This is a genomic window from Paenibacillus sp. J5, from assembly GCF_054955055.1.
Window position 1 is genome coordinate 254448 of the sequence record NZ_JBUEDD010000008.1, and the last position, 18906, is coordinate 273353.

Sequence of the window (18906 nt, forward strand, 5' to 3'; positions counted from 1 at the left end):
TCGTCCATTATACCTGATTCGCGTTATTTCGTCTCATACCAATTGGCTCCGTAACTGACATCCGCCTTCAATGGCACATCCAAAGAGATGGCTCTTGCCATCACCTCTGGTACGAGCGTTATCATCAGCTCCAGCTCCTCCGGGGGAACCTCGAAGACCAATTCATCATGCACCTGGAGCAGCATCCGACTGCGCAGCCTGCGCTCTCTGAGCTGCTCATCCATCCTCACCATCGCCAGCTTGATAATATCCGCCGCTGTGCCTTGAATCGGCGTATTCATCGCCGTCCGCTCGGCGAAGGAGCGCAGATTGAAGTTCGATGCCTTGATCTCAGGCAGATAGCGACGCCGCTCCAGCAGTGTCGTCACATAACCATGCTCCCTTGCTTCCTTCACAATATCGTCCATATATTGGCGAACGCCGGTAAAGGCCGCAAAGTATTGCTCAATGAAGCGAGCCGCTTCCGCCCGGGTAATATTCAAGTTCTGCGACAACCCGAAATCACTGATGCCATACACAATGCCGAAGTTTACCGCCTTGGCCTGACGGCGCATATTGCCGTCCACCTCATCAGCCGAGACGCCAAAGACATCCATCGCCGTCTTCGTGTGAATATCCATATCATGGATGAAGGCTTCCTTGAGCCCCGCATCTCCCGAGATATGAGCCAGCACTCGCAGCTCAATCTGCGAGTAGTCCGCAGCCAGAATCGACCAGCCCTGCTCGGAGGGCACGAAGGCTTTACGAATTTTGCGACCTTCCTCCAGCCGGATCGGGATGTTCTGCAGATTGGGGAATTGGCTGCTCAGACGGCCAGTAGCTGCAATCGTCTGGCGGAAATACGTGTGCACCTTGCCGGTGTCCTTGCGAACCTCCTTGAGGAGACCCTCCACATACGTGGATTGCAGCTTGGTCAACTGCCGGTAGTGCAGGATGGAAGGGATAATGCCATGGTACGGCTCCAGCCGCTCCAGCACATCCGCATCGGTGGAGTAGCCTGTCTTGGTCTTCTTCACAACAGGCAGAGCCAGCTTCTCGAACAGCACCTCACCGAGCTGGCGAGTGGAGCCAATATTGAACTCCATACCCGCGTGACGATACACCTCATGCATCGCTGCAGTAATCTTGCCTTCAATCTCCTGGCCTAGATGGACGATCGTCTCGCTCTGCACGGCAATGCCCTGCTTCTCCATCCCGGCCAGAATGCGAGAGAGCGGCAGCTCCATCTCATAATAGAGCTTGGTCATCTCGCTCTCCTCCAGCTCTCTGGCCTGAAGCGGAGCCAATCGACGCACAGCATCCGCCTTGCGCGCCAGATGGGTCAACAGCTCAGCAGGCTGCGGCACCTTGAACTTCGCTCCCTTGCCGAAGACATCCTCGTCTGCCGCAACATGCGGCAGCTTATAGCGGCTGCTTAGCCGATTCAGCGAAATTCCCGAGTCGGACGGGTCCAGCAGATAAGCAGCGAGTTGCACATCGAACGCTGTTCCTCTCAGCCCAATACCGCTCCAGGCGAGCGCCAGCTCTGCCTTATGCATGTCGAAGCCTTGCTTTGGCGCCTCCTCGTTCCCCAGCCAGTCGCGCAATGGCTGCGCCTTGTCAGAGAGAAGCAGCTCTGAGGTCAAGGCGTAAGTCTTATCCTCCGTTGCCAGTGCCATGCCCAGCAGCTCCGCATGGTGAGGGTTCTCGCCGGCAGCTTCGACATGAACCGCCTTCACCTCTGGAAGCATCGCCCATAGCTCCTCCAGTCCATCCTCATCGACGATGACGATCTCAATCGGAGGATGGCTCCCCTCTTCTTCCTCCGCCGACGCACTGACGCCAGCAGGCAAGTCGAGCCTCTCTAGCAGCGACTTGAACTCCAGCTTGCGGAACGCCTCCGCCAGCTTCGCCGGTTCATAGCCCGTATAAGCGATCTCATGCGGCTCCTGCTCTAGCGGCACCTCGCGGAAGATCGTCGCCAGTTGCTTGCTCATCAGCGCCGACTCCTTATTTTGCTCCACCCGCTCCTTCATCTTGCCCTTCAGGCTGTCTGTGCTCTCCAGCACCTTCTCCACACTGCCGAACTCATGCAGCAGCTTGAGAGCCGTCTTCTCGCCCACACCAGGGATGCCCGGGATGTTGTCGGAGGCATCGCCCATCAGTCCCTTCAGATCAATGATCTGCGCAGGCGTCAGATTGTATTTCTCCTCTACCGTCTGCGGCGTATAATGCTCAACCTCGCTAACCCCCTTGCGGGTTAACGCCACCGTGACATGGTTTGACACGAGCTGCAGCATATCCTTGTCACCGCTCACGACCAGCGCCTTCGTTCCTGACTCATCCGCCAGCCTCGTCAGCGTACCGATGATATCGTCGGCCTCATAGCCATCCAGCTCGAATTGGGCGATGCCGAACGCCTCCAGCAGCTCCTTAATGAGCGGAAATTGTTCGGAAAGCTCTGGCGGGGTCTTTTCGCGACCGCCCTTGTAGTCCTCGTAGCCTTCATGACGGAAGGTAGCCTTCCCCGCATCGAACGCAACTAGCATATGGGTCGGCTTCTCCTCCTCCAGCAGGCGCAGCAGCATCGTCGTGAAGCCGTACACCGCATTGGTATGAAGACCTGCCGAATTCGATAGCGCCGGCATAGCAAAGAAAGCTCGATATACAATGCTGTTCCCATCAATTAAAATCCATTTATCCATATAAGAGACACCTCTTCTGTGTGCTTGTCTTCCTATAGTTTAACATAAACAAGACCGGAACAATAATTCGCATGAAGGATCGGAGGCGGACAAGGCGATTGTTGTACAGAGGGTGTACAGAGGGTGTGCGGAGGGTGCACGGAGGGTGCGCGATGGGTATGCGATGGGTATGCGATGGGTGTGCGATGGGTGTGCGATGGGTGTGCGATGGGTGTGCGATGGGTGTGCGATGGGTGTTCATTTTTTTGGGAGTGGTTACGGGTGCTACTATAACCCTGCTTCAGCCTGCACCCTTAGCCACTGTAAATGGAGCGAAATGGTTTCCGTCGACCCTGTTTGAGCGCCACTGTTATTGAAAAATTTGAGCCAAAAGTTTTCCCTGTATATGTTTACAACGGAACGTTTGTTCGGTATAATAAAATCGTTGAGATGGTTGCAGATGTCTAACCCTAAGCCTAAGCTATACCATTTTTACTCAAGGTGGGATGGAACGATGAGCATAACAGCTATGAATAGAACCCGCGGTTGCAGATCCGGCTCTGCAACGGATGCTGAATCCTTCTTCTTTCAAGCAAAATGGCCCCAGGGCTACTGCTGCCCCAGGTGCAGCCACAGGCATTGCTATCGGCTTCGTTCACGCTCCATTCCCCTCTACCAATGCGCACACTGTCGGCATCAGACCTCTCTCACATCGGGGACAATTATGGAGCACTCTCGCCTATCGCTAGAGCAATGGCGCAGCGCCCTCCAATTCATGACACAGCCGGGAGGCGTAACAGCCGTTCAACTCCAGCGATCGCTCGGCATTTCTTACAAATCTGCGTGGTACATGCTCAAGCGCGCCCGCTTGGCAATCAGTATGGTGGACATGGAGCAGAGACTGTGCGGATTCATCACCGCAGGGCTTGACTTCTATGGCGGCGGTGGCGGTCGATCCTATTATCGGAAGCCAAGAGAGCATTCGATCGTAGCTCTACAGGGAGTCGTAGCTTCGCAAGGCAGCAGTTCTTCCCCATCTTCTGAGACCGACATCGTCAAGCTCAAGATAGTCAATCCTGCGCTGATGGTGAATCGGAGGATGCCTGCTGTGTTGCAGCCCTTCTTTTTCAGACAGCATCTTGAGCCGCAAGACCTTGTACTCCATCCCGCTCCACTCGCAGTAGGAATGGCCTCGGATACCACGGCCTGCCAGAGTATGCAGCGGTTTATTTATTATGCCAAGCAGTGGATCGACGTGACATTCCACGGAATCGGGGCGAAATATTTGCAGTTGTATTGGGATGAATATTGCTTTCGGGAAAACTGCCGGCGCCAGGGGCGTTCCCCATTGCGAGCGTTAGCTTCAGCCTGCTCACAGCGTTGTTTGTAGCTGACGCCTAGTGTCATCTAGCTCTTAAGCGTGCGCCTGCTGTATAGACTTAACGTCTGAAGTTTGATGTGTGGCTAGAAGTGTAACTTGATGGATTGGTTGAGGTTACACTATAAAGGGGGTGCTTAGAGCGAGGGCTCAAGTGACGCTTGACTCGATTCTTGATGAGACACTTGGAATTTCGCATGGTAAGGCTCTTGATGGGACACTTGAAATCACACTTGGTTGCGAATCTTGATGGACGATTGGGATCATGCTTGGCTCGACTCTTGATGGGACACTTGAAATCACACTTGGTGCGACTCTTGATGGACGATTGGATTTACGCATGGTACGGCTCTTGATGGGACGCTTGAAATCACACTTGGTTGCGACTCTTGATGGGCGTTTGGGATCATGCTTGGCTCGACTCTGGATGGGACGCTTGAAATCACACTTGGTTGCGACTCTTGATGGACGTTTGGGATCATGCTTGGCTCGACTCTGGATGGGGCGCTTGGAATCACACTTGGTGCGACTCTTGATGGACTCTTGGAATCACGCTTGGTAAGGCTCTTGATGGGACACTTGAAATCACACTTGGTTGCGACTCTTGATGGGACACTTGAAATCACACTTGGTTGCGACTCTTGATGGACGATTGGGATCACGCTTGGTTCGACTCTTAATGGGAGGCCTGAAGCTGCTCCTTTGATTACAAGCTGATTTAAGTACATAGTGCCTCTACTTTCCAGGCTCTCCAAAACACCATACCTTCCCTTCCCCTCTCCTCACTCCTCCCGCCTCACGATCACCAACCCACCAACCAGACTACCATACGACCAGACCGCATTTAAACACCACCATAAACACCATGCAGCCGAAACCATGGAACACCATGCTCCATAATTTCGGCTTAGCTTCGGCCCGATAAGACCAGATGGGAAGTATTAAGCATTCAAGTCAGGACGCTGACCTGTTACAAGGTACACGACGCTCTCTCCGATATTGGTCGCATGATCAGCGATTCGTTCCACATAACGACCAACGAAGCTGAACAGCATAGCCTGCGACACCAGTGTTGGGTCCTGCGTCATTAACGTGAACAGCTCGCGCAGGATTTGACTGTACAGCGCATCTACGGTATCGTCATCGTTGGCCATCTTGTAGGCCAGGTCAATATCCTCACGAATATAAGCCTGTATCGATTCATAGATCATCGTCTGTGAGATGCTTGCCATCTTAGGCAGATCGATCAGCGGCTTAATCAGCCCTTGCCCCTCCAGCCGCAGCACAACCTTGGCAATATCGACGGACAGGTCTCCCATCCTCTCCAGATCGCTCGCCATGCGGAACGCCACCAGCACGCGGCGCAAATCCTTGGCAACAGGCTGCTGTGTCGCAATCAAGCGCGCCCCCGCCTCGGATATTTGCTCCTCCAGCCTGTTCAACTCCATATCTCGCTTAATGATCGCTCGGGCGCTCTCTTGGTCGACCTGCTCCAGTGCTCTCATCGCCTCATGCAGCACTGTCTCTACTCGGCTGCCCATCTCAAGCAGCATGGATTTCAACTGCTCCAATCCTTCATCCAGATCTTTGCGCACAATCATGTCTGACACTCTCCCTTATCCGAATCTTCCCGTAATGTACTGCTCTGTACGATGGTCAGTCGGCGTGGAGAACAGATTCTCCGTTGGCGCAGACTCAATGACTTCTCCATTGAGAAAGAAGGTCGTGTAATCCGACACACGCGCCGCCTGATGCATGTTGTGCGTCACCATAACAATGGTGTAATCCCTTTTCAGTTCTTGCACCAGTTCTTCAATCTTCAAGGTCGAGATTGGATCAAGCGCTGAGGTCGATTCATCCATCAGCAGTACCTCCGGGTTGATCGCTAATGCCCGAGCGATGCACAGACGCTGCTGTTGGCCTCCGGAGAGTCCTGTCGCGGATTTGTGAAGATCGTCCTTCACCTCATCCCATAGCGATGCGCCTCGCAAACTTTTCTCGACAATCTCATCCAGTTGCTTCTTATTTGGCTTCAAGTGGAGCCGTGGCCCATACGCTACATTCTCATAGATGGACTTAGGGAATGGATTGGGCTGCTGGAACACCATGCCCACCCGCTTGCGCAGCACCTCAATATCCATGCTTGACTGATAAATATCTGTGCCAGACAGTGTGATGGAGCCCTCAACACGAACAGAGCTGATCATATCATTCATTCGGTTCAGCGTCCGCAGGAAGGTCGACTTGCCACAGCCAGACGGGCCGATCAGCGCCGTAACCGAGCGCTCAGGAATGGAAATATTGACTTGCTTCAGAGCATGAAATTGCCCATAGTATAGCTGCAGCTCCTTGACCTCGAACTTGGTCGTCATCATGCCGCCCCCCTTCTTAACCGAATCTTCCTGATATATAGTCATCCGTCTGCTGCTTCGATGGGTTCGTGAACAGCTTCTGCGTGTCATCGTATTCGATCAGATCACCCATATAGAAAAATGCTGTCTTGTCCGACACACGCGCCGCCTGGTGCATGTTATGGGTCACGATAATAATGCAGTATTCCTGCTTCAGCTCCGTAATCAGCTCTTCAATCTTCGCAGTGGATACGGGATCAAGTGCTGAAGCTGGCTCATCCATCAGAATAATCTGAGGCTTGACGGCAATCGAACGTGCGATGCACAGCCGCTGCTGCTGGCCTCCGGAGAGTGCAAGCGCCGACTGATGCAGACGATCCTTCGTCTCCTCCCAGAGCGCAGCCTTCCGCAACGAGCTCTCCACAATCTCATCCAGTTGCTTCTTGTTCCTGATCCCATGATAGCGCGGTCCAAACGCAATATTTTCATAGATTGATTTGTGGAACGGATTCGGCTTCTGCCACACCATGCCGATCTGCTGACGCAGCAGGACGACATCCACATGCGGATCTAAAATATTTTGTTCGCCTATCCAGACTTCCCCGGTGACGCGAGCGCCCCCAATCAGATCATTCATCCGGTTCAAGCTGCGCAAAAAGGTTGACTTGCCGCAGCCGGATGGCCCGATCAATGCGGTCACCTGCTGCTTGGCAAAATCAAGCGAGATGCTGCGCACCGCCTGCTTGCTGCCATAGTAGACCGACAAGTCGCGTGTGGACAGGCCCGGCACACCCTTGCTCTGTCCGCCCTGTTCCTTGCGTATGTCATGGTTCGGGAGCAGAGTGAAGCTGCTCTCCTGTCCGGCACTCCCTTCGCCTTGCATGTTCAGCCCCGTGCCCGTATGCGGCTTCTCATGCCCTCCGGGCTTGCCGCCTGCCTGCTTCTTCTCTGCTTCTATCTGCATCTGCATGCTAGACCCTCCTCGTAGCTCTTGTCGCAATCCATAGGCTATTTGCTGGCGGTCAGTTTGCGGTACATGTAGCGTCCGAACCACCTGGCAGTAAAGTTAAACAACAGAACAACAATGACGAGCACAGCGGATGCGCCTGCCGCAATCTCGGCCGCATCAGGAGCAAGCCCCTCGCTATTAATCTTCCAGATATGCACCGCCAGCGTCTCCGCTGGACGGAACGGGTTAAGCGGCGATGTAGGACTGAACGGATTCCAGTTCGTGAAGTCCAGCCGCGGCGAGCTCATCCCTGCGGTGAATAACAGAGCTGCTGCTTCGCCAAACACACGCCCTGAAGCGAGGATCGTCCCTGTCACAATCGTCGGCAGCGCAATCGGCATCATCACGCTCGTAATCGTCTTCCAGCGGGAGAGACCCAGCGCCAGGCTGGCCTCCTTCTGCTCGCGCGGCACACCACGAAGCGCTTGCTCAGTGATGCGCACCATTAGCGGCAGATTAAATACAGTCAAGGCCAGCGCGCCAGAGAACAGCGAGAAGCCAAAGCCGAACAGATTAACAATGACCAGCAAGCCGAACAAGCCAACTACGATTGACGGGAAGGAAGACAGCACCTCCACAACGAGCCGCACAAAATCGGTGAACCTTCCCGGCTTGGCGTATTCACTCATATAGATGCCTGCCCCGATGCCGAGCGGTACTGTAATAATAAGGGTCAGCACGAGCAAAAAGATGGAGTTGAACAACTGCGGACCGATCCCGCCTCCCGCTTTGATTGTCTGCGGGGCAGAGGTTAGGAAATGAAAGCTTACATGTCCAAGTCCCCGGATCAGGATGAAGCCCAACAGGGAGGCCAGCAAGGCGACGATGAAGACTGCAACCGATATAATGACAATGTTAGCGATGCGATTAGCCGTTTTGGCGTTCATACCTTGGACCTCCTCTCCAGCCATCTGACGACAAAGACGAAGACAAACGTCATGGACATCAGAATAAGCGCCAGCGACCAGAGTGCGCTGTTATGCGGTGAGTTTGTCACGGTGTTGCCCATGCTGAGTGTAATGACGCTAGTTAGCGTCGATGTCGACTCGAACAGGGACTTGGGAATATGCGGCGCATTGCCAATAACCATCTGTACCGCCAGCGCCTCGCCGAATGCCCGCGAGATGCCCAGCACCACACCCGTCAACAACGCGGGCATCGTGGTTGGCAGAATAATGCGATAGATCGTCTGCCACCGCGTCGCACCAAGCGCATAGGAGCCCTCCTTCAAGCTGCGGGGCAAGGCAGCCAGTGCGTCTGCAGCAATCGTCGTGATCGTCGGCAGGATCATAATGGACAGCACCATCGCACCTGCTGCGATGCCAAGCCCCTGACCAGGGAATACATCACGCAGCAGAGGAACCAGCACACTCAGTCCGACAAAGCCATATACAACGGACGGGATGCCTGCCAGCAGCTCAATAACCGGCTGCAGATAACGCCTCCCGGCGCCAGGCATAATCTCTGTCATGAACACTGCTGCACAGAAACCGAGCGGAGCTGCGATCAGTGCGGCGAGAATCGATGTAGAGAAGGAACCGAATATGAAGGGCAGCGCTCCGAAGAATGGCGGACTGCCTTCTGGCGCCCATTTCAATCCGGTCAAAAACTTGAAGAAGTTTACATCATGATTAAGGAACGTCCCGACCCCTTTGGAGGCGACGAAGTATACCATGGAAAAAATCGTAATGATCAGAAACAAGATACAGAGCAGTGTGTAGATCTTCCCAACCCATTCCTCCGCAATATGAGGCTTGGCGAGGCGTTGTTTGTCCTGCATAGGCAGCAGACCCTTTCATCCAGTTATCGTAACCCTATCTTCGCATTCATATATCCTGTAAAAAGAGGCGGAGCAATTCCGCCTCTTTTCCGATTGCTGCTGTCCGTCAGGACAGACGTAATGTTGTTTACTTCTGTGTCACATTACCATTCAGATCGCGGGATACTTTCATGTCGGCAGCAGGGATGTATCCCAGCTCTACAACGTCTTTGCCTTGAACCTCAGACGACAGCATGTAGTCAAGGAAAGCTTTGACTACAGCAGTCGGCTCGCCTTTTGTATACATGTGCTGGTATGCCCATACCGGATATTTACCTGTCACTACGTTATCTACTGTTGCGTCTACACCCTCATACTTGAGCGCGGTAACGCTTGTGTCCAGGTAAGACAGAGCCAGATAACCGATTGCGCCAGGCGTCTCTGCTACGAGCTTTCTTACGTTACCAGAGGACTCCTCTTGAACGGCTTTTGGCAGATCTTCTGTCTTCGTCCCGAGCGCATACTTTTCGAAGGTTTTGCGTGTACCCGAGCTTGCAGGACGATTAATCAGCACGATCTCCTGATCCGCTCCGCCAACCTCTTTCCAGTTGGTTGTCTTGCCTGTGAAGATGTCAACCAGTTGTGCCTTGGTCAGATTGTCGATGCCTACTGCAGGGTTAACGACGGCGGCCATAGCGACAACCGCAACTTGATGATCGACAAGCCCTTCGGCCTTGGACGCTTCGTCTCCAGAGAATTTCTCCTCTGCAAAAATATCGGAGTTGCCAATATCAGATTGTCCTTCTGCAACTTGAGTCAGACCGGTTCCGCTGCCTCCGCCTTGGACAAGCACTGTAATCTTATTGTATTCGGGAAGGTCCATGAATTTCTTGGAAGCTTGTTCTACCAGCGGCTGCAGTGCAGACGAGCCAACAGCCAGTATCGAACCCTCAAGGCTCTTCGTTTCGGCTGGTTGTGTCTTTTCTCCTCCTGCTGCGGAGCTGGTTCCTGCATTCCCGCTGGATGTATTCGTGGTGGCATTGCCTCCTCCGCACGCAGCCAGCGTGAAGGTCAGTACAATGGACATAATCAATAACAAGCTCTTTCTCATTTCTAACGTTTCCCCTTCCGTTATCCTTGCTTTTATTTTGTTTACAGTTGTTATTGTAGAGCAGTTGAATTAATTCAATATTTTCAATTTGTAAAGCGAATAACAAATGATTAAAAGTAAATTGAATAATTATCAGATGTATCATAGAATAATTCTATAATTGTGAAATAGGGAGTCTGGAATGTGATGAGTATATTAAAAATGAGGATCATTGTGCTGATCGACCAATTAAAAAAAGTAACCGCCGTAGCTGAAGCTTTGAACATGAGGCAGCCGAGTGTCAGCTTTCATATGAAGAAGCTGGAGGAGGAATGGGAAACCAAGCTGTTCGAGTGGAAGACAGGAAAGGTCGTGCTGACGGAGGCCGGCAGGCTACTGCTCTATTATGCACGGCAGATCGTAGCCAGCTCAGATGAAGCCAGCAGACGCATGAGGGAGCTGACACAGCACGACCGCTATCGGTTGGTCATTGGCTGCTCTGGGTCAGTGGCAAGCACACTGCTAACGAGGCAGCTACTTGATGGCTACAGAACAGGCCAGGGAAATCATGAGGAATTGGCTATAACGGTTCAAACAGGGGAGACGGAGAACCTAATAGAGAAGCTCGTGTCAGGGGAGTTGGACTTGATCGTGTCCGGTGCAGCAGGGAAAGGGGAGGCCAAAGTAAGCAATAACCCGCTTATTAGAAGCGAGGAGCTGCTCCATTCGCCGCTCGTGCTGGCGCTGTCGGCGACTCATCCGCTGCTGGGTGTAGAACCGCTAAGCGCAGCAGATGTACTGCATTATCCTGTTATTTCCATAACCGATCCTTCGGTGGAGGCAGCCTGTATGGAATGGGAAGCCGCACAGCAACTGGAGCTGCGGCCCGTATTGAGATTGGATCAGCCCAGCCTGGCACTGCAGGCAGTAGCTGATGGATCAGGCGTGGCCATCGTGCCTGAGCTGGTGGCAAGACAGCACCCAGGGCTTGTCCGACTCCCCTTGCCCGGAGCAGCTCCGCTATGGAGTCTGCACACAGCTCGTGCCGGCTCTCACTGGAATCCGCCGCTCGTGCGCAGGGCGCTTGACATGCTTGTCTGGACTTGATGCTTCATCTCCCGAAGCAGTCTCTCCATCTCCTCCAGTACCTGATTGGCATGCTGATGGCTGCCTGCGGAGACAGTCTCCATCATCTCCGAGCCGTTCTTATTGTTGCCAGCAGCAACAAATAATTGATGGAATAGCTCCACGGCATGACGAGCCACTCTCTCGCTATCCTGTGTCTCCTTACGTCCGCTCTCCATCCATTCTGCAGCGGTATCGACTCCGCTTCGAATACTGCTCGTCAACAGATGAATCTCATCGACAGACTGCTTCGTCCGTTGCGCCAGCTTGCGAATCTCATCGGCGACCACAGAGAAGCCGGCTCCGTGCTCGCCGGCGCGAGCGGCCTCGATCGCTGCATTAATGGCCAGCAGACCACACTGATCGGCCAGCTCGCGGATCAGCTTCGAGACCTCAGTGATGGCATTGCCTCGCTCCTTGAGCTCAGCCATTCCCTTCTGCTGCTCGGCGGTCAGCTCGGAGAGGCGACGGCTGGACGTCAGTACACGGTCCAGCTCCAGCTTGCCACGCAGCGTCATGTCGACCATTTCCCCCGACAGCTTGATCCCCTCTCTTGCCGTATGATGAACTTGGCCGGAGGCTCGCCGAATCCCCTTCAGCTTGTCATGAACGCTATGGATGACATCGATCTGCGCTTGCACAGTTCGGCGCTGCAGCTCGCTGGAGAGCGCCAGCAGGTCTGCCATCGTCACGATACCGATCCATTTCCCCTCTCTCGTGATGATGACACAGTCATAGACTTGTCCATGAGGGCGGCTAAGAGCTCGGTGTATCAGCTCCTCTGGCGGCAGATCAAGCTCGGCTATGAATGGGGACTCATGCATGAGCACCCGAATCGGACGCTCGCCATACAGGTCGGTGCCGTAACGCATACTCAATTTGCGGAAGAAACGATCCCGCATCACCAGCCCGATCGGCTGCTGCCGCCCATCATGAACGACCACGCATTCCTCGCCCTCATGCGCCATGAATAGCTTGCCAACCACATGGCACGGCTCATCTGGTAGTATGCCCTGACATGGCCGGATATAGCGCAGCAGCAGCGCACCCTCCCCCTGCGGGTTTACCGCTTCCTGAGGCTTTGTGCCCTCTTGCTGCCGGGCTCCCTCCTTGATGTCTTTCACTTCATCGTCTTGCCTTATTGCCGTCTTCATGTCTATTCCCCCTCGGCTTTTGCTGGCAGTGGCAGTTCTGGTATCACCGGATGGCGTCTGCCTGAATTAACCAATCTATAAGGCAAAGATAGCGAAACAGTGTTATCCCAACATCAGGTAGAGGTTAATGGAATGTTAAAGTCAAGACTTCTGCGATATTGCTCCGGTGTCATTCCCATATGCCGCTTGAATACACGGCTATAGTGAGCCGGGTGCTTGAAGCCTACTTGATAGGAAATATCTGTGAGCTTCATCTCCGGGTGCATCGTCATCAGGATGCGCGATTGATTGATTCGCCGTTCAAACAGATACGTGAAGACTGTCGCGCCTGTAACCTCCTTGAATAGCTTTGACATATACTGCTTATTCAGATGCAGCGCTTCCTCCAGATCTGTCAGATGAATATCCTCCATGTAATGCTCCTCCATGAATGAGATCATACGCTGTACATGCTCTAACTTCTCGGATGGGGGCGGCAGACCTGGCAACGCATGCGTACTGCACTTGTCGAAGATAAACAGCAGCAGCTCATAGAACCGAAGGTGGAAACGGAATAATGCGGACGATGCGCCGTCGTCCCAAGCGTGGTGCATATCTGCCAGCAGACGTTCCACCAGTTGGCGCTCGTCCGGGCTGAGCGGGAGACGAATATTTTGTAGCCGTCTGAATGGCTCCATCAGCTCGGGTGCTCCCGGTATCGGCATCAATCTCTCCACATAGACGGGATCAAAGTGACAGATCGTCCGAACATACGGCTGATGCTTGCTCATATTCGGGCAGTGCAGCGTCATGCCATGCATTAATATAAGGTCGCCTGGCTCCAGCTCGTAGATTTTGTCACCGATCAAGTACCGGCAGCTACCCTCGTGGAAATAGAAAATTTCATACTCCATATGTGAATGGAAGACGGCCTGGATAGGCTTGTCGTGCCGATAGCCAAAATCGATCCTCTCATGACGAAGCATCGTCTCGAAGACTGCCATTGCAGAGCCCCCCTCTCTTGAACTAAGAATGCTACAGCTATTATAACAAACTCCATCCATAGCTATCAGCCCAGTTCAAATCGGAGCAAAGCTCATATCATAGCACTATCGGTTACACCGTGTTTCCCCATGTGGAACGCCCCAATGGAAAGGTAGGTGGAGATATACAATGTCCAAACCAGGCACCCTCTTCATCCAGTCAGTACGTAGTGCCGCTCATTCTTCAAGCCCGTCCGACCATACTAACCTCCCTGACAGCAGCAAAACCAGCGGAACTCGCAGCAAGCTAACGATTGATGTATTCATCCCGGCCATTGAGAAGGACATCGGCACGCTTCCGTATGTCATCGATAGCGTGCGCAAGCAGGTGCGCCATCCGATCGACAAGCTGATGATTGTCTCGCCCGATCTGCCTCGCATCCGCGAGCTCTGCCGCAAGAAGGGCTGCACCTTCGTCGATGAGCGGACACTGCTGCCTTTTACCAAGAAGCAAATTCAATACCGCTCCAAGCGCTGGGAACGCTCCGGCTGGCTCTATCAGCAGTTGCTCAAGCTGGCAGGAGAGAAGCTGGGCAGGCAGAGCCATTATCTCGTTATCGATGCCGATACCGTGCTACTTCGACCGCATCGCTTCAAGTCTGGCGCCAAACATGTTTTCTATACCCGCCGCTGGAGCCAGGATGAATATTTCGTAACCTATGCCCGGCTGCTTGGCAGAAAAGCTTCATCCCCCCGCTCCTTTGTCGCCCATTACATGCTCATGGACAAACGCAAGGTGCGTGAGTTGAAGAAGGTCATCGAGCAGCGGCATGGCGTTAAATGGCATACTGCCATTATGAACAGCATCCGTAAGCATAAGCAGTTCGGATTCTCCGAATTCGAAACGTATGGCAACTATCTGTATGCCCAGCAGCCCGATAGAATCCGCTTCAAGCCTGCACAGAATAAAAGCTTGTCGACAGAGGCGTCGTTGCTGACTCCGGGCAAGCTTGCCTCCCTGGCGCTGCGATACCGCTCGCTCTCCTTCCATAAGCGCAGGGCCTATGTCCGTCGTCCTGGATCGCAGCGGAGCAAGGCGTGATCTTGGGAAATTGGCGCATCATCTCTGCGCCGGACGAGAGGAGGGTTAGCCGTGCGAATTATTTTGCTGTCGGGCGGCTCCGGGCAGAGGCTCTGGCCCTGGTCAAGCGGCGCGCGTACAAAGGTATTTCTAAGGCTGCTGAATGATGACAGCGGCGCTCCCCAGTCCATGCTTGAGCGGATATGCAAGCAGTTGGAGCAGGCAGGTCTGCTGCAGACAGCAGCCATCGTCACTCATGCGAGCCAGATCGAATTGACCCGCCAGCATTGTGGCGAGAAGCTCGCGATCTGGAGCGAGCCGCATAAGCGCGGCACCTTCCACGCCATCGCGCTCGCCGCTGCCTCGCTCTACACTGCGGGCGCAGCCGGGGACGAGGAGACGGTGTGCGTGCTGCCAGCCGATATGTATGCAGAGCAGCCCTTCCTCAGCCTGCTAAGGCAACTGCCGGACGCGCTGGCGCAGTCCGGTGCAGAGCTCGCGCTTATTGGCTGCAGCCCTGACCATCCTTCTACGCAATACGGGTACATTGTGCCGCAGCAGACCAAGACGTGCCCAGCCTATTCACGGGTTAGCCGCTTCACAGAGAAGCCGGACAAGACAAGCGCGGCAGCGCTGATTGCAGAAGGCGCACTCTGGAATTGCGGCGTCTTCGCCTTTCGGCTCGGCTATATGCTGCAATTGATGAAGGAGCGAGGGCTGCCGCTGAACCCGGAGCAGCTCTTGCAGCGCTATGCGAAGCTGGCGACCCTTAGCTTCGACGAGGAAGTCGCAGAGCATTGCTCCCATGCCATCGTGCTTCGCTATATAAGAGCATGGAAAGACCTGGGTAGCTGGTCTGCCTTAACCTCAGAGATCGGCCAGCGGCAGATTGGAGCGGGCAGCATATCAGCCGACTCGCCTGGCACCTGGCTGGTCAACGAGCTGGCTTGCCCTGTCCATGTCATCGATGTGCCGGAGATCATCGTAGCCGCGAGTGCCGCCGGAGTGCTCGTCGCCAGCCGGGAGAACGCGGACCGGATCAAGCAATTGCACCCTGTCGCCGATGCGGTCACCTGGATGGAGGAAAAGCGTTGGGGGCATATACGGACGCTGGATTATAGCCGCTCCGCATCCGGGTCAGAATGCTGGACACGCAAGATGTCGATGGCGCCTTGCGCAAGCACCAGCTATCACCTCCATCACCGCAAGCATACAATCTGGACAGTGGTGAGCGGGAGAGGACGCTTCTTCTGTGAGGGGCAGCAGCGCAATGTCGAGCCTGGCACAGTGCTGGACATTCCGCCGGGGATGCCGCACGGCATGTGTTCTGGGACTAGAGCTCTCGAATGGATTGAAGTGCAGCTTGGAGAACGGCTGCTGGAGGACGATAAGCATGAGCTTGCTCGTGAATGCCTGGAGCAGACCTAGAAGTTATGGAACTGCTAAGCGGAGATACGTGGAGGTTGACAGGCGCAGGCTAGTGGTGAAGCGATACGTGTACGCGGTGCCCTGTTAGCCAAATTACAGCCCACATGCAGCGAGGCGGCGCCAGACCTGAAGTCCGGCGCCGCCTCGCTGTGCAAGCGATCCTCATGGCGCCTGATGGGCGCCGCAATGCAAGCCTTAATAATATGGGGAGATCAGTATATAGACGAGCACGCCTGTTGCACTGACGTACAGCCACACCGGCATCGTCCAGCGGGCGATCCTGCGGTGCTTCTCAATCTGCATATTGAAGCCGCGAACGACAGCAATCAACGCAAGCGGCACATTGACGATCGCGAGCAGCACGTGACTGATCAGCACGAAGAAATAGATCATCTTCATGACCGGCCCGCCACCGAACGGAGTCGGCTCCGTCAGGAAATGGTAGACCACATACGTGACCAGAAATAATGCAGTGGACACGAAGGCACACATAATAAAATTGCGGTGCCTGTTAATGTTCCGCTTCTTGATCGCAATTAGCGAGATGACCAGAAAGCTGAAGGTAAACAAATTATAGATGGCATTCAATAACGGTAAAATGGTGACATCAAAGCCAACCTCGCCGTCATACGCCGGCAAAAAAAACAGCAGGCCGATCGTACCGACCAGCACAATAGAGAAAATGACGATCGGCAGCGTAAAGCTACGTTTTTGTTTCATCCTGACACCCCTCAAATCAATATGAATCCTGAGCTTTAAAGCACATAGCTTTAGAATAGACAATCTGTGCCGCCGACACAACCGTTTTTTGCAGATAGTTATAACAGTTTTTTGACCATACTTCAAAAGCGGCCTGCTGACTTGCTATTCGCGCTCCGAATAGACTAAAGTATAGTGAAGACCCTGCGATGGCACTACAATACACAGTATGGCTGACAGGATGCCATTTTACCAAGGAGAGGCCTTGTCCATGGAGTATTATAATGAGAAGGTTCAGTATGAAAACCCTCTTTTGTCTTTGCATGTCATTGTAACGGAGAGAACCGACGACCGGATGATCGATTGGCATTATCATCGTGAGGTGGAGCTGCTCCTGATTGAATCGGGTGTATTGGATGTATATGTCGATGACGAGTATTACCAGCTTCACGCAGGAGATATTGCCATCATCGGCAATTCCCAACTGCACCGCGACCGCAGCATCGGCTGTCCGCTACGCTATGTGGTCGTGCAATTTGACCTGGAGCAATTTTTTGACCATAGCACGATGCCTTATATTCGGTATTTCTTTGAAGCGGAGCAGCCGCTTAGCCGCATTAATTATATTTTTAATGAGAAGCCGCAGGTGAAGCAGCAGATCGCTGCGATTATGCGGGAGATTCAGGTGGAAACCTCGGAGAAGCAGACGGGCTATGAACTGGCTGTTGATCTGCTTGTGAAGAAGATCATTCTGCTGCTGCTCCGCAACGATCAGCGCAAGGTGCTGACCGAGCGGGAGAGCTTCGATAGACAGCGAATGAAGCCGGTGCTTAGTTATGTCGAAGATCGGCTCGGCGACCGCATCTCCATTAATGAGGTGTGCCAATTGGCTAATATGAGCTATTATTACTTCGTCAAATTCTTCAAGAAGACATTCGGCATGTCCTTCACCGAATATGTGAATTACCGCAAAATCAAATGGGCGGAACGGCTGCTGCTTACCCGCGATGTGAGCATCGCCGAGGTTGGCGAGCTGATCGGCATGCCCAATATGGCGCATTTCTACAAAATGTTTAGAAAATACCACGCCTGCTCTCCGAAGGAGTACCAGAAGCGGATGTTCGCATGGAATCAGGGACAAGCCTAGCGCTTGCTGCTCACTGCCGCAACGCCTCGCCTCGATTGAGATCAGGCTATCGGCCCTCTTATGAAAGCTGTGATAACTGCGTTACCTCGATAGATGTCGTACTCGCATTGGCTGAACACATTCCAAAAAGCTCGTCTCTCCCTTTACATGGGGGTGACGAGCTTTTTGGGCATCACGAGCTTGTAGCCTACACCACGAATCGACTCGATCTGTACCGACTGCTGGCCTAACTCCAGCTTCTTGCGCAGTGAGCTGACATGCACATCCACCGTGCGCTGGCCGCCGATATAATCGAAGCCCCAGACCACGTTCATCAGATCATCGCGAGTGATGACCATGCCTGGACGCTGTACAAGATACAGCAGCACCTCGAATTCCTTCGGACGCAGCGGCACGACCTCGCCGTCAAGCACGACCTCATACTTTTCGGGGTAGATGGAGAGCACACCGGCCGTAATGACCTTCTCGGTCTGCTCCTTGCTTCGCACTTCCTCGTTCTGCGAACGGCGCAGCACCGCGGATACACGCGCCAGCAGCTCGGCTACGCCGAACGGCTTCGTAATGTAATCATCCGCACCATGCTTGAGCCCTTGCACAACTTCCTCCTCCGCATTGCGTGCCGTCAATATAATGACAGGTGTCGCAATCCGGTTCTGACGCAGCTTCGTCAGCACCTCGAACCCATTCATGCCGGGCAGCATGATATCCAGGATGATCAATTCGAAGCTGCCTTGCAGCGCAACCTGCAAGCCCTCTGCGCCATGATCGACCACCGTCGTCTCATAGCCCTCCTGCATCAGATTATACGATAGCAACCGAGCCAGTGTCGGCTCATCTTCTATGACTAGCACCTTTTGCGACATGCTCTACCTCCAGTTTGCGACTTCACAGATTCGCACGGCTTGCACATCCAGCCGCAGGCTTGTACGGCGGGAGGCAAGCAGTGAGACGGCGCTCCTTCGATGAAGCATGCGCCGCCTTGTGAGAACATCCGTCTTACACTCAGTTTACAATGTCTTTATAAAAAATAGATTAAAACAATGTAAACACAATGTAAAGT

At 53.7% G+C, this 18906-nt stretch carries 16 protein-coding genes and 1 pseudogene; 6 read left to right on the top strand and 11 right to left on the bottom strand.

Going from position 1 to position 18906, the window contains the following annotated elements; translation table 11 throughout:
* Positions 1-23 precede the first annotated feature (23 nt).
* Positions 24-2684 (bottom strand): DNA polymerase I, encoded by a 2661-nt coding sequence (gene polA / locus ACY1JZ_RS16430; protein ID WP_462630154.1) that lies wholly within the window; start codon positions 2682-2684, stop codon positions 24-26.
* Positions 2685-3192: 508 nt separating this feature from the next.
* On the opposite strand from polA, the pseudogene ACY1JZ_RS16435 reads away from it, so the two are divergent.
* Together ACY1JZ_RS16435 and ACY1JZ_RS16440 are read left to right on the top strand one after the other, a co-directional pair.
* Positions 3193-3351 (top strand): annotated as a pseudogene (locus tag ACY1JZ_RS16435) (transposase); the annotation flags it as partial.
* 36 nt (positions 3352-3387) lie between these two features.
* Positions 3388-4053, top strand: a complete 666-nt coding sequence (locus ACY1JZ_RS16440; RefSeq protein ID WP_462630214.1) for a hypothetical protein — start codon at positions 3388-3390, stop codon at positions 4051-4053.
* Positions 4054-4982: 929 nt separating this feature from the next.
* Here ACY1JZ_RS16440 and phoU read toward each other — a convergent pair.
* The 6 genes from phoU to ACY1JZ_RS16470 all read right to left on the bottom strand — a co-directional run bounded on the left by phoU (position 4983) and on the right by ACY1JZ_RS16470 (position 10271).
* On the bottom strand, positions 4983-5642 hold the full coding sequence (gene phoU / locus ACY1JZ_RS16445; RefSeq protein ID WP_270169745.1) for a phosphate signaling complex protein PhoU: 660 nt from the start codon (positions 5640-5642) through the stop codon (positions 4983-4985).
* Positions 5643-5657: 15 nt separating this feature from the next.
* Positions 5658-6413 (bottom strand): phosphate ABC transporter ATP-binding protein PstB, encoded by a 756-nt coding sequence (gene pstB, locus ACY1JZ_RS16450; RefSeq protein ID WP_270172406.1) that lies wholly within the window; start codon positions 6411-6413, stop codon positions 5658-5660.
* Between the two features lie 16 nt (positions 6414-6429).
* Positions 6430-7275, bottom strand: coding sequence for a phosphate ABC transporter ATP-binding protein PstB (pstB, locus tag ACY1JZ_RS16455; RefSeq protein WP_462630211.1), 846 nt, complete (start codon positions 7273-7275; stop codon positions 6430-6432).
* Between the two features lie 125 nt (positions 7276-7400).
* Positions 7401-8288 carry a phosphate ABC transporter permease PstA gene (gene pstA, locus ACY1JZ_RS16460; protein ID WP_462630155.1) on the bottom strand — a complete coding sequence of 296 codons (888 nt, stop codon included), beginning with the start codon at positions 8286-8288 and terminating at the stop codon, positions 7401-7403.
* Positions 8285-9181 (bottom strand): phosphate ABC transporter permease subunit PstC, encoded by an 897-nt coding sequence (gene pstC, locus ACY1JZ_RS16465; RefSeq protein WP_462630156.1) that lies wholly within the window; start codon positions 9179-9181, stop codon positions 8285-8287. Before pstC ends, pstA begins: the two co-directional genes overlap by 4 nt.
* A gap of 127 nt (positions 9182-9308) precedes the next feature.
* Positions 9309-10271, bottom strand: coding sequence for a phosphate ABC transporter substrate-binding protein (locus ACY1JZ_RS16470; RefSeq protein WP_270169739.1), 963 nt, complete (start codon positions 10269-10271; stop codon positions 9309-9311).
* A gap of 186 nt (positions 10272-10457) precedes the next feature.
* On the opposite strand from ACY1JZ_RS16470, the gene ACY1JZ_RS16475 reads away from it, so the two are divergent.
* Entirely contained in the window at positions 10458-11357 is a 900-nt protein-coding gene (locus ACY1JZ_RS16475) for a LysR family transcriptional regulator (protein ID WP_462630158.1), read from the top strand.
* On the opposite strand, the gene ACY1JZ_RS16480 is transcribed toward ACY1JZ_RS16475, so the two are convergent.
* Both ACY1JZ_RS16480 and ACY1JZ_RS16485 read right to left on the bottom strand, forming a co-directional pair.
* On the bottom strand, positions 11303-12529 hold the full coding sequence (locus ACY1JZ_RS16480) for a methyl-accepting chemotaxis protein (RefSeq protein WP_462630159.1): 1227 nt from the start codon (positions 12527-12529) through the stop codon (positions 11303-11305). The genes ACY1JZ_RS16475 and ACY1JZ_RS16480 overlap by 55 nt on opposite strands.
* Positions 12530-12642: 113 nt before the next feature.
* Entirely contained in the window at positions 12643-13512 is an 870-nt protein-coding gene (locus ACY1JZ_RS16485) for a helix-turn-helix transcriptional regulator (RefSeq protein WP_462630160.1), read from the bottom strand.
* A gap of 169 nt (positions 13513-13681) precedes the next feature.
* Here ACY1JZ_RS16485 and ACY1JZ_RS16490 point away from each other — a divergent pair, with 169 nt between their 5' ends.
* Entirely contained in the window at positions 13682-14593 is a 912-nt protein-coding gene (locus ACY1JZ_RS16490; protein WP_462630161.1) for a DUF6492 family protein, read from the top strand.
* A 51-nt stretch (positions 14594-14644) separates the two neighbouring features.
* A complete protein-coding gene (locus ACY1JZ_RS16495; RefSeq protein ID WP_462630163.1) occupies positions 14645-16000 on the top strand; it encodes a sugar phosphate nucleotidyltransferase in 1356 nt (451 codons plus the stop codon).
* A gap of 195 nt (positions 16001-16195) precedes the next feature.
* Here the strand turns inward: ACY1JZ_RS16495 and ACY1JZ_RS16500 are convergent, their stop codons facing one another.
* A complete protein-coding gene (locus tag ACY1JZ_RS16500) occupies positions 16196-16720 on the bottom strand; it encodes a DUF420 domain-containing protein (RefSeq protein ID WP_462630165.1) in 525 nt (174 codons plus the stop codon).
* A 250-nt stretch (positions 16721-16970) separates the two neighbouring features.
* Here ACY1JZ_RS16500 and ACY1JZ_RS16505 point away from each other — a divergent pair, with 250 nt between their 5' ends.
* Positions 16971-17846 (top strand): helix-turn-helix transcriptional regulator, encoded by an 876-nt coding sequence (locus ACY1JZ_RS16505; RefSeq protein ID WP_270169725.1) that lies wholly within the window; start codon positions 16971-16973, stop codon positions 17844-17846.
* A gap of 143 nt (positions 17847-17989) precedes the next feature.
* Here the strand turns inward: ACY1JZ_RS16505 and ACY1JZ_RS16510 are convergent, their stop codons facing one another.
* Positions 17990-18709: a response regulator transcription factor gene (locus ACY1JZ_RS16510; RefSeq protein WP_270169723.1), complete on the bottom strand. Its 720-nt coding sequence runs from the start codon at positions 18707-18709 to the stop codon at positions 17990-17992.
* Positions 18710-18906 lie beyond the last annotated feature (197 nt).

Bases quoted from the DNA above. Each gene is read 5' to 3' on its own strand.
- polA (WP_462630154.1), bottom strand. From the start codon at position 2,684: ATGGATAAATGGATTTTAATTGATGGGAACAGCATTGTATATCGAGCT.
- ACY1JZ_RS16440 (WP_462630214.1), top strand. From the start codon at position 3,388: ATGGAGCACTCTCGCCTATCGCTAGAGCAATGGCGCAGCGCCCTCCAA.
- phoU (WP_270169745.1), bottom strand. From the start codon at position 5,642: ATGATTGTGCGCAAAGATCTGGATGAAGGATTGGAGCAGTTGAAATCC.
- pstB (WP_270172406.1), bottom strand. From the start codon at position 6,413: ATGACGACCAAGTTCGAGGTCAAGGAGCTGCAGCTATACTATGGGCAA.
- pstB (WP_462630211.1), bottom strand. From the start codon at position 7,275: ATGCAAGGCGAAGGGAGTGCCGGACAGGAGAGCAGCTTCACTCTGCTC.
- pstA (WP_462630155.1), bottom strand. From the start codon at position 8,288: ATGAACGCCAAAACGGCTAATCGCATCGCTAACATTGTCATTATATCG.
- pstC (WP_462630156.1), bottom strand. From the start codon at position 9,181: ATGCAGGACAAACAACGCCTCGCCAAGCCTCATATTGCGGAGGAATGG.
- ACY1JZ_RS16470 (WP_270169739.1), bottom strand. From the start codon at position 10,271: ATGAGAAAGAGCTTGTTATTGATTATGTCCATTGTACTGACCTTCACG.
- ACY1JZ_RS16475 (WP_462630158.1), top strand. From the start codon at position 10,458: ATGAGTATATTAAAAATGAGGATCATTGTGCTGATCGACCAATTAAAA.
- ACY1JZ_RS16480 (WP_462630159.1), bottom strand. From the start codon at position 12,529: ATGAAGACGGCAATAAGGCAAGACGATGAAGTGAAAGACATCAAGGAG.
- ACY1JZ_RS16485 (WP_462630160.1), bottom strand. From the start codon at position 13,512: ATGGCAGTCTTCGAGACGATGCTTCGTCATGAGAGGATCGATTTTGGC.
- ACY1JZ_RS16490 (WP_462630161.1), top strand. From the start codon at position 13,682: ATGTCCAAACCAGGCACCCTCTTCATCCAGTCAGTACGTAGTGCCGCT.
- ACY1JZ_RS16500 (WP_462630165.1), bottom strand. From the start codon at position 16,720: ATGAAACAAAAACGTAGCTTTACGCTGCCGATCGTCATTTTCTCTATT.
- ACY1JZ_RS16505 (WP_270169725.1), top strand. From the start codon at position 16,971: ATGGAGTATTATAATGAGAAGGTTCAGTATGAAAACCCTCTTTTGTCT.
- ACY1JZ_RS16510 (WP_270169723.1), bottom strand. From the start codon at position 18,709: ATGTCGCAAAAGGTGCTAGTCATAGAAGATGAGCCGACACTGGCTCGG.